Raw genomic sequence first — 7,939 nt, 5'->3', positions numbered from 1 at the left:
CCCGCCACGGCGAGGCCCCGAGCACGGCCGCCGCCTCCCGCAGCCGTACGTCCACCGCGCGCAGCACGGGCAGCATGGTCCGCACGACGAAGGGCACGCCGACCAGGGCCTGGGCGAGCGGGACCAGGATCCAGGACTGCCTGAGGTCCAGCGGCGGCTTGTCGAGGGCGATCAGGAAGCCGAATCCGACGGTCACCGCGGAGACCCCGAGGGGAAGCATCAGCAGCGCGTCGAAGCCGCGCACGAGCCGGCCGGCGTCGCGGCGGGCGAGCGCCGCGGCGGCCAGACCGCCGATCACCACGGCGATCGCGGTCGCGGCGGCGGCGTACGCCAGGGAGGTGCCGACGGCGTTGACCGGCGCGACCAGGAAGGTGCCGCCGTCGGGGTCGGTCAGCGCCCGGTAGTAGCCGAAGTCGGGTGCGGTGAGCGAGCGCTGCACCAGCACGGCGAGCGGCAGCACGAGGAGCAGCGCGACGGTGACCAGGACGCCGGCGAGAAGCGCCCACTGTCCCGCGCCGCGCGGGCGGCGGGCGGTGACGGAGGCGTCCACCAGTTTCAGCGCGCTCTCCCGGCGCCGTACGGTCCAGGCGTGCACGGCGAGGATCGCGCCCACCGCCAGGAACTGGACGACCGTCAGGACCGCGGCGGTGGACAGGTCGAAGATCTGGGACGTCTGCCGGTAGATCTCCACTTCGAGGGTGGAGAAGGTGGGGCCGCCGAGGATCTGCACCACGCCGAAGGAGGTGAAGGTGAACAGGAAGACCATCAGCGCGGCGGCGGCCACCGCGGGCGCGAGCGCCGGCAGGGTGACCTTGCGCCAGGCGGTCAGCGGCGAGGCGCCGAGCATGCGGGCCGCCTCCTCCTGCCGGGGGTCGAGTCCGGCCCACAGGCCGCCCACGGTCCGTACGACGACGGCGTAGTTGAAGAAGACGTGGGCGAGCAGGATCGCCCACACCGTGGTGTCCAGGCGGACGCCCCACAGCTCGTCGAGGAGTCCGCCGCGCCCGACGACCGCGAGGAACGCGGTGCCGACGACGACCGTGGGCAGCACGAACGGCACGGTGACGACGGCTCTGAGGACCTGGCGGCCGGGGAAGTCCAGGCGGGCGAAGACGTACGCGCCGGGCAGGGCGATCAGCAGCGTGAGCGCGGTGGAGGCGAGCGCCTGCCAGGTGGTGAACCAGAGCACGTGCCGGATGCCGGACTGGGCGAGCACGTCGGTGATCCGCCCCAACTGCCAGGCGCCGTCGGCCTTGAGGCCGCGCTGGACGATCGCGGCCACGGGGTAGGCGAAGAACAGCGCGAAGAACGCGACGGGCACGGCCATGAGGCCGAGCCGCGCCGCGTTCCCCGTACGGCTGCGCGTACGGCCCCTGCGGGGGGCTACTTCAGTACGAGCGAGGTCCACGACTTGACCCACTGGTCGCGGTTGTCGGCGATCTTGCCGGGGGCCATGGTCCCGGGGTTCTCGGCCTGGCGGCCGTACTCGGTGAACTCCGGCGGCACCTGGGCGCCTTCGCGCACCGGGTGGACGAACATGTTCAGCGGCATGTCCTCCTGGAACTCCTTGGTGAGCAGGAAGTCGAGGAGCGCCTTGCCTCCCTCGGGGTTCCTGGCGTTGCTGAGCAGCCCGGCGTACTCGACCTGCCGGAAGCAGGTGCCGTACGCGACCCCGGTGGGCGCGGTCTTCGGCCGCGGCTCGGCGTAGATGACCTCGGCGGGCGGCGAGGAGGCGTAGGAGACGACCAGCGGCCGGTCGCCCTTGGCCTTCCTGCCGCCGGCGGAGCCGGAGAACTCCTGGTTGTAGGCCACGTCCCAGCCGTCGACGACCTTGACGCCGTTGGCCTTGAGCTTCTTCCAGTAGTCCTGCCAGCCGTCGTCGCCGTACTCGGCGACGGTGCCGAGCAGGAAGCCGAGGCCGGGCGAGGAGGTGGCGGCGTTCTCGGTGACGAGGAGGTTCTTGTACTGCGGTTTGACGAGGTCGTCGAAGGAGGCCGGCGGGGCCAGCTTGCGGTCGGCGAAGTACTTCTTGTCGTAGTTGACGCAGACGTCGCCGGAGTCGATCGGTGTGACCCGGTGCTTCGCCTGGTCGGTCCGGTACTGGGGCAGGATCAGGTCGGAGCCCTTGGGCTGGTAAGTCTGGAACAGGCCGTTGTCCAGGGCCCGGGACAGCAGGGTGTTGTCGACGCCGAAGAGGACGTCGCCCTGCGGGTGGTCCTTGGTGAGGATGGCCTTGTTGACGGCCTGGCCGGCGTCGCCGTCCTCGAGGACCTTGACGGTGTAGCCGGACCGCTTCTCGAAGTCCGCGATGACGCCCTTGGACGCGGCCCACGAGTTGTGACTGACGAGGGTCACCGTCCTGGTGTCCGCGGACGAGGAGTCGCTCTTGCCGTTCGACGCTCCGCACGCGGACAGCGTGACCAGACCGAGCCCGACCGCCACGGCGACGAACGTCTTGGTGTGCACTGGATTTCGCTCCTGGGGGTTGGCCAGGAGGAGACGCGGCCCTGCCCGGGATCCGCGAGGGATACCCGGGCAGGGCGCAACAGCTCGAGTGATGACCGAACTTCCTACCCAGAATGACCTGGGCGAGGTTCAGAGGGTCTGCGGCCGGTGCCGCACTCTCAGCGCTGTGGCGCTCCCCTGTCGGAATATGAAGATGTGTACGGCCCCAAGGGTACCGTCCTGCTATCGCTCGGTGGCAGCCAGCTGTCCGCACGCCCCGTCGATCTCCTGACCGCGGGTGTCCCGGATGGTCACCGGCACTCCGTGGGCGGCGATGGCCTCGACGAACGCCTTCTCGTCCTCGGGCCGCGAGGCGGTCCACTTGGAGCCGGGGGTCGGGTTGAGCGGGATGAGGTTGACGTGCACCGGCCTGCCCTTGAGCAGCCGGCCGAGCCGGTCGCCGCGCCACGCCTGGTCGTTGATGTCCCGGATCAGCGCGTACTCGATGGAGAGCCGGCGTCCGGACCTGGCGGTGTACTCGAAGCCGGCGTCCAGCACCTCCCGCACCTTCCACCGTGTGTTGACGGGAACGAGGGTGTCGCGCAGCTCGTCGTCGGGGGCGTGCAGGGAGATGGCGAGCCGGCACTTGAAGCCCTCGTCGACGAACCGGTGGATCGCCGGGACCAGGCCCACCGTCGAGACGGTGATCCCCCGCTGGGACAGCCCGAGGCCGTCCGGCTCGGGGGCGGTCAGGGCGCGGATGGCGGCGACGACGCGGTTGTAGTTGGCGAGCGGCTCGCCCATGCCCATGAAGACGATGTTGGACAGCCGGGCCGGACCCCCGGGGACCTCGCCGTCGCGCAGGGCGCGCATGCCGTCGACGATCTGGTGCACGATCTCGGCGGTCGACAGGTTGCGGTCGAGGCCGGCCTGTCCGGTGGCGCAGAACGGGCAGTTCATGCCACAGCCCGCCTGCGAGCTGATGCACATGGTCACCCGGTCCGGGTAGCGCATGAGCACCGACTCCACGAGCGTGCCGTCGAACAGCCGCCACAGGGTCTTGCGGGTGGCGCCCTGGTCGGTCGACAGATGCCGTACGACCGTCATCAGCTCCGGAAGCAGGGCCTCCTGGAGCTTGGCGCGGGATCCGGCGGGGATGTCGGTCCACTGCTCCGGGTCGTGCGCGTACCGCGCGAAGTAGTGCTGCGAGAGCTGCTTGGCGCGAAACGGCTTCTCGCCGATCGCCGCCACGGCCTCCTTGCGCTCGGCGGGCGAGAGGTCGGCGAGGTGCCGCGGCGGCTTCTTGGCTCCGCGCGGGGCGACAAAGGTGAGTTCTCCGGGCTTGGGCATGGTGCTACCAGTGTCGCAGATCCACCGGGGTGGCCCCGATCGGCTGTGGACAACCCGGCGGCCGGGTCAGAAGAGGCCTGCGATCAGTGCGCCGATCCGGGAGAGATACGTCTTCGTCCGGTGCCAACCGTTGCAGTAGAGCCGCGGCCTGCGCCGTCCGTCCTGGTTGATGAGGGCGTCGCACCAGCGGCACGGCAGGTCGCCGTGGTATCTGCCGTCGTCCCCCAACCGAGCCCGCCCCATGCGGGGATCCTACCGGCGGGCCCCATGAGCGGTCGGCGCCGGGGACGCCGACGGGCCCCCACCCGGTGGGTGGGGGCCCGTGCGGGCGTGGTCCGGGCGGGTCAGCCGGAACCGACGAAGATCACCAGCAGCAGCCAGACCACCGGGGCCGTGGGCAGGAGCGAGTCCAGGCGGTCCATGATGCCGCCGTGGCCCGGCAGCAGGGTGCCCATGTCCTTGATGCCCAGGTCGCGTTTGATCATGGACTCGCCGAGGTCGCCCAGGGTCGCGCTGATGGCGACCGCGAGGCCGAGGAGGAGGCCCTGCCACCAGGCGCCGCCCTCGATCAGGAACTGCGTGCAGAGCGCGCCCGCCACCATCGCGAAGGCGATCGCGCCGAGCAGGCCCTCGCGGGTCTTGCCGGGGCTGATGCGCGGGGCGAGCTTGTGCCGGCCGAAGCGCCAGCCGACGGCGTACGCGCCCGTGTCGCTGACCACTGTGAGGACGAGGAAGGTCAGCACGCGGCGGGGGCCGTCGTCCGCGGCCAGCATCATCGTCACGAACGTGGCCAGGAACGGGACGTAGAACGCCGCGAAGACACCGGCCGTGACGTCCTTGAGGTAGCCCTCCGGCGGCTGTGTCATCCGCCAGACCAGGACGGCGAGCGCGGTCAGCGCCATCGCCACCCAGGCCCCCTCGGCCCCCCGCACGTACCCGGCGACCACCATGGCCGCTCCGCCGACCGCCAGCGGCACGAGCGGCGCCTTGATGCCCTTGCGCTCCTCGAGCCGCTTGGTGAGCTCCCACAGCCCCACCACGACCGCGACCGCGACGACACCCACGAACACGGCCTTGACGACGAACAGCGACGCGACGATCACCACGCCGAGCCCGACGCCGACGCCTATGGCGGCGCCCAGGTCGCGTCCCGCGCCCTTCTTCTGCGGTGCCGGCGCGGGCGCCGGCTGCGGGGCGTCGGGCATGGGCTCCGGATTCTGCGGCGCCGCCCCGTGGGAGGGCTGCGTCCGCGGTGTGTCGTAGGGCCGCTGCTGCGGCGCGTGGTACGGCTGCCGCGGCGGCTGGGGCATGCCGTCGCGGAACGAGGGGCCGCCCGGTCGAGCAGCCCCCTGGTCGTCATCCTGGTTTCCGCCGTGGGCGGGCCCGTCGGGCACGATGGGCATGGGGCGAGTCCGCTGGGCGTCATGCGCATCGTACGCGGGACCCGTCGGGGCGGCCCCCGGGACGGGTCCCTGGGCGGGTGACCGGTCCGCGGGCCCCCAGTACCCGGCCTGTCTCGGCCCCCAGGAAGAGTCGTTCATCAGATCTCGAGCAGTTCCGCTTCCTTGTGCTTCAGGAGCTCGTCCACCTGCGCCACGTACTTCGCGGTGGTGTCGTCGAGCTCCTTCTCCGCACGACGGCCCTCGTCCTCGCCGACCTCGCCGTCCTTGATCAGCTTGTCGATGGCGTCCTTGGCCTTGCGCCGCACGGCGCGGATGGAGACCTTGGCGTCCTCACCCTTGGTCTTGGCGACCTTGATGTAGTCGCGGCGGCGCTCCTCGGTGAGCTCGGGGAACACCACGCGGATGATGTTGCCGTCGTTGCTCGGGTTGACGCCCAGGTCGGAGTCGCGGATCGCCTGCTCGATGTTGCGCAGCGCGCTCTTGTCGAACGGGGTCACGACGGCCATGCGCGGCTCCGGCACGGAGAACGAGGCCAGCTGGTTGATCGGCGTCGGCGCGCCGTAGTAGTCGGCCACGATCTTGTTGAACATCGCCGGGTGCGCACGGCCGGTGCGGATCGCGGCGAAGTCCTCCTTGGCGACCACGACGGCCTTCTCCATCTTCTCCTCGGCTTCGAGGAGGGTCTCTTCGATCACCACTTGCTCCTGCGTGTCTTGAGTAGGCCCGGCTGCGGTTCCTTGTCGGGGCCGGCGGCCGGCTGCGTCGCGTCTTCTTTCCTGCACGGTTCCCGACCGGCAGGACATTGTCCATCCCTCGGTCAGTCCCGGCTGCCTTGGTCACCGACAAGCGTGCCGATCTTCTCACCCTTGACGGCCCGGGCGATGTTGCCCTCCGCCAGAAGCTCGAAGACGACGATCGGGAGCTTGTTGTCACGGCACAGCGTGATCGCCGTGGCGTCGGCGACCTTCAGGTCGCGCGTGATGACCTCGCCGTAGCCGAGCGAGTCGAACTTCACGGCGTCCGGGTTGGCCTTCGGGTCGGAGTCGTAAACCCCGTCCACCCCGTTCTTGCCCATCAGCAGCGCCTCGGCGTCGATTTCCAGGGCGCGCTGGGCGGCGGTGGTGTCGGTGGAGAAGTACGGCATGCCCATACCGGCGCCGAAGATGACCACACGGCCCTTCTCCAGGTGGCGCACGGCGCGCAGCGGGATGTACGGCTCGGCGACCTGGCCCATGGTGATGGCGGTCTGGACCCGGCTGTCGATGCCTTCCTTCTCCAGGAAGTCCTGCAGGGCCAGGCAGTTCATCACGGTGCCGAGCATGCCCATGTAGTCCGAGCGGGCGCGGTCCATGCCGCGCTGCTGGAGTTCGGCGCCGCGGAAGAAGTTGCCGCCGCCGATCACGACCGCGATCTGCGCGCCGTCCCGTACGACGGCCGCGATCTCACGGGCGATGGCGTGCACCACGTCCGGATCGACGCCCAGGCCCCCGCCGCCGGAGAATGCCTCTCCGGACAGCTTCAGCAGAAACCGGCCGGGTACTTTGCCGTCGTCGCTCTTCTGGGCCTTGGTGGTCATGAGATCCCGCCTCTGTTACGTGGTGCACATGCGAAGAAGGCCATTGCCGGTGGGGCGTCTCGCATCCCATGCAGCGGCAATGGCCTCCTCGTCAGATCTGCTGTCGTCCCACGCGCGCGTGTGCGTGGCGGCATACGCGCACGACGCGGACGACTGCTGTCGACCCTATCCGGGTCGGGCGTCCGTCGCGGTACGGACTTGAGACTCTCAGATGCCGACCTTGATGCGCGTGAAGCGCTTCAGGGTGACACCGGCCTCGTCCAGAACCTTCTGGACCGACTTCTTCTGGTCGAGCGCGTACGGCTGGCCGAGCAGCGTGGCGTCCTTGAAGAAGCCGTTCAGACGACCCTCGACGATCTTGGCGATCGCGGCCTCGGGCTTGCCCTCGGCACGGGTGGTCTCCTCGGCGATACGGCGCTCGGACTCGACGATGTCGGCCGGCACCTCCTCCTTGGAGAGGTACTTCGGCGCGAAGGCGGCGATGTGCTGGGCGACGCCCTTGGCGACCTCGGCGTTGGGCTTGTCCAGCTCGACGAGGACACCGATCTGCGGGGGCAGGTCGGGCATCGTGCGGTGCATGTACGCGGTCACGAAGCCGTCGGAGAACTGCGCGAAGCGGTCCAGGACGATCTTCTCACCGAGGTTGGCGTTGGCCTCGTCCACGTACGCCTGGACGGTCTTGCCGGACTCGATCTCGGAGGCCAGCAGGGCCTCGAGGTCGGCCGGGGAGGTCTTGGCGATGTGCTCGGCGATGGCCTTCGCCGCGGCCTGGAACTTCTCGCCCTTGGCGACGAAGTCCGTCTCGCACTTCAGCTCGACGAGGACACCGGAGGAGTTGTCGTCGGCGATGATCGAGACCACGGCGCCGTTCTCGGCGGAGCGGCCCTCGCGCTTGGCGACGCCCTTCTGGCCCTTGATGCGCAGCGCCTCGACGGCCTTCTCGACGTTGCCCTCGGCCTCGTCCAGCGCCTTCTTGCAGTCCATCATGCCGGCACCGGTGAGCTCGCGGAGCTTCTTGACGTCGGCGGCGGTGTAGTTCGCCATGAGTCTGTGAATCTTTCTCGAGGTCTGGAAGATCGAAGATCAGGGGGCCTGCGAGTCCCCGGGGGGCATCCCCTGGAACGGGGGCCGCTGACGCACCGCTGATCCACGGGTGAACGGCGGG

At 70.0% G+C, this 7,939-nt stretch carries 8 protein-coding genes; all 8 read right to left on the bottom strand.

All coding sequences use genetic code 11. The features are described 5' to 3' along the window. Positions 1–1,327, bottom strand: a 1,327-nt coding sequence (locus RH94_RS25465) for an ABC transporter permease (RefSeq protein WP_234426045.1), incomplete at its 3' end; no start/stop codon positions are given. A 56-nt stretch (positions 1,328–1,383) separates the two neighbouring features. Then, positions 1,384–2,466: a thiamine ABC transporter substrate-binding protein gene (locus RH94_RS25460; RefSeq protein ID WP_073950290.1), complete on the bottom strand. Its 1,083-nt coding sequence runs from the start codon at positions 2,464–2,466 to the stop codon at positions 1,384–1,386. Between the two features lie 222 nt (positions 2,467–2,688). After that, on the bottom strand, positions 2,689–3,795 hold the full coding sequence (gene rlmN / locus RH94_RS25455) for a 23S rRNA (adenine(2503)-C(2))-methyltransferase RlmN (RefSeq protein WP_073950288.1): 1,107 nt from the start codon (positions 3,793–3,795) through the stop codon (positions 2,689–2,691). Positions 3,796–3,861: 66 nt separating this feature from the next. After that, positions 3,862–4,038 (bottom strand): hypothetical protein, encoded by a 177-nt coding sequence (locus tag RH94_RS40885; protein ID WP_158073089.1) that lies wholly within the window; start codon positions 4,036–4,038, stop codon positions 3,862–3,864. A 101-nt stretch (positions 4,039–4,139) separates the two neighbouring features. Further along, positions 4,140–5,336, bottom strand: coding sequence for a phosphatidate cytidylyltransferase (locus RH94_RS25450; RefSeq protein ID WP_073950286.1), 1,197 nt, complete (start codon positions 5,334–5,336; stop codon positions 4,140–4,142). Beyond that, positions 5,336–5,893 carry a ribosome recycling factor gene (gene frr / locus RH94_RS25445; RefSeq protein WP_073950284.1) on the bottom strand — a complete coding sequence of 186 codons (558 nt, stop codon included), beginning with the start codon at positions 5,891–5,893 and terminating at the stop codon, positions 5,336–5,338. Before frr ends, RH94_RS25450 begins: the two co-directional genes overlap by 1 nt. 122 nt (positions 5,894–6,015) lie before the next feature. Next, a complete protein-coding gene (pyrH, locus tag RH94_RS25440) occupies positions 6,016–6,774 on the bottom strand; it encodes a UMP kinase (protein ID WP_073950282.1) in 759 nt (252 codons plus the stop codon). Between the two features lie 207 nt (positions 6,775–6,981). Then, on the bottom strand, positions 6,982–7,818 hold the full coding sequence (gene tsf / locus RH94_RS25435; protein WP_073950280.1) for a translation elongation factor Ts: 837 nt from the start codon (positions 7,816–7,818) through the stop codon (positions 6,982–6,984). Positions 7,819–7,939 lie beyond the last annotated feature (121 nt).

The organism is Streptomyces kebangsaanensis, from assembly GCF_001906585.1.
In the GTDB taxonomy this organism is placed as follows: domain Bacteria; phylum Actinomycetota; class Actinomycetes; order Streptomycetales; family Streptomycetaceae; genus Streptomyces; species Streptomyces kebangsaanensis.
Note: the sequence above shows the minus strand (reverse complement) of the source record. Positions and strands in the feature narration are given on the sequence as shown.